At 71.9% G+C, this 2302-nt stretch carries 1 protein-coding gene; it reads left to right on the top strand.

The window, feature by feature from the left end:
* Positions 1-2302, top strand: a 2302-nt coding sequence (locus ABT041_RS38915; protein WP_351193882.1) for a condensation domain-containing protein, incomplete at both ends; no start/stop codon positions are given.

Below are 2302 nucleotides of genomic sequence, written 5' to 3'. Positions count from 1 at the left end.
CCGCGCCGACCCCCGCCGCCTCCGCCGGCCGCGCCCCGCGCACCCCGCTGGAGGAGACGCTCCTCGGTCTCTTCGCCCGCACCCTCGACACCCCCGCCGGTCTCACCATCGACGACGACTTCTTCCACCACGGCGGCCACTCGCTGCTCGCGGCTCGGTTGACGAACCACATCGCCCAGGCACTGGGCGCACGTCTGACGATCCGGGATGTGTTCGGACGTCCCACGGTGGCGGGGCTTGCGGAGCTCGTCGCCGGACAGGGAGACGGACATGCGCTCCCGCCGCTGGTCGCGGGGGAGGGGGCCGGGGATCTGGTTCCTGCGTCGTTCGCTCAGCGGCGGTTGTGGCTGTTGTCGGAGTTGGAGGGGGACAGTGCGGCCTACAACGTGCCGATGGTGGTGCGGTGCGAGGGCGGGCTCGACCTGGAGGCGCTGGAGTCCGCGCTGAGCGATGTGGTGGAGCGGCACGCCCCGCTGCGGACGGTGTTCGAGTCGGTGGAGGGCGAGCCGCACCAGAGGGTCCTGCCGCCCGAGCAGGCGCGCGTGTCGGTGGAACGCCGGCGCGCCGCCGCCTCCGATGTCGCTGCGGAGCTGACGCGGCTGTCCGGGCGCGTCTTCGATCTGGCCGTGGAGCTTCCGCTGCGGGCGGTGGCCTTCGAGCTGGGGGACGACACGGTTGTCCTCTCGCTGGTGATGCACCACATCGCGACGGACGGGCTGTCGAACGGTGTCTTCTTCGCGGACCTCCAGCGGGCCTATGAGGCCCGGCTCGCCGGGGCCGAGGGGCGTGTCCTGGAGCCGCCGGCCGTCCAGTACACCGACTACGCGGCCTGGCAGCGGCGCGTACTCGGCTCTGCGGACGATCCGCAGAGCGTGCTCGGCCGCGAGTTGAGCTTCTGGCGCGGAGCGCTGGACGGGCTGCCGGAGCAGCACGGGCTGAACCTCGACCGCCCGAGGCCGGCCAGGGCCTCCCACCGGGGCGGACAGGTCGAACTCGACCTGGGCGCGGACGTGTTCGAGCGCGTCGCGCTGCTCGCCCGCTCGGAGGGGTGCACGCCGTTCATGGTGGTGCACGCGGCCCTGGTCGCGGCGCTGGCCCGGCTCGGCGCGGGGTCCGATCTGGCGATCGGGACGCCGGTCGCCGGGCGCGGTGAGCGCTCGCTGCAGGATCTCGTCGGGTTCTTCGTCAACACGCTCGTGCTGCGGACCAGCACCGCCGGTGACCCGACCTTCCGCGAACTTCTGCGCCGAGTCCGTACGGTCGACCTGGACGCCTACGCGCACCAGGAAGCCCCCTTCGACCTGGTCATCGAAGCGGTCAACCCCACCCGGAGCCTCGCACGTCACCCTCTCTTCCAGATCTGCCTCGGCCTCGAAGTGGGCGCTGTTCCGGAGCTGAACCTGCCCGGAGTCCGTACCGCCGAGATCTCCGGCCTCGTGAACGGGGCCGCGAAGTTCGACCTCGAGTTCCTGCTCCGTTCCGACGACGGCCGGCGTCTGCACGGCTCGATCCTCTTCGCGTCCGAGCTGTTCGACGAGGACTCGGTACGACGCACGGCGGCGGTGCTCGGTCAGGTGCTGGCCCAGGTGCTCGACGACCCCGGCCTGCCGCTGGCGTCCTTGGAGGTGCTGTCGAGCGCGGAGCGTGAGCTGCTCACCGGCCCGTGGGCGGGGACCGTCGCCGAGGCGGGCGACACCTCCCTCGTCGAGAGGTTCGAGGAGCAGGTGCTCCGCCGCCCGGAGGAAACGGCGCTCGTCGACGGTGACCGTCGGGTGTCGTACGCGGAGCTGAACGCGATGGCCAACCGCGTGGCCCACCAGCTGCGCGACCACGGTCTGGGCCGCGGCGACATGGCGGGTGTGCTGTGGGAGCGTGGGGTGGAGTTCGCGGCGGCGGTGATCGCCGTGGTCAAGACGGGGGCGGGCTACACGCTCCTCGACCCGGACTTCCCCGACGAGCGGCTGCGCTCGGCCGCGAACGACGCCGGCATCAGCCACCTCGTCGCCGCGCCGGCGCTCGCGGAACGCGTCGACGGACCCTGGCGGCCACACACGGAGGGGCCGAGCGAACTCCTCGCCCGCAGCGCGGCCAATCTCGGTCTGCCGCTCGGTCCCGACGACGTGGCGTGCTTGATGTTCACGTCGGGTTCGACGGGGCGGCCGAAGGCGATTCTGTCGTCGCACCGGAATCTGGTGTCGACGGTCAGTGGTCAGTCGTACGGGTTGTTCGGTCCGGGTGAGGTGTTTCTGCAGTGCTCGCCGGTGTCGTGGGACGCGTTCAGCCTGGAGTTCTGGGGTGCGCT

Origin of the sequence: Streptomyces sp. NPDC002825 (genome assembly GCF_040295385.1) — a bacterium.
Lineage (GTDB): Bacteria > Actinomycetota > Actinomycetes > Streptomycetales > Streptomycetaceae > Streptomyces.
The sequence above is the reverse complement of the archived record's forward strand: the minus strand, read 5'-3'. Positions and strand labels throughout refer to the sequence as shown.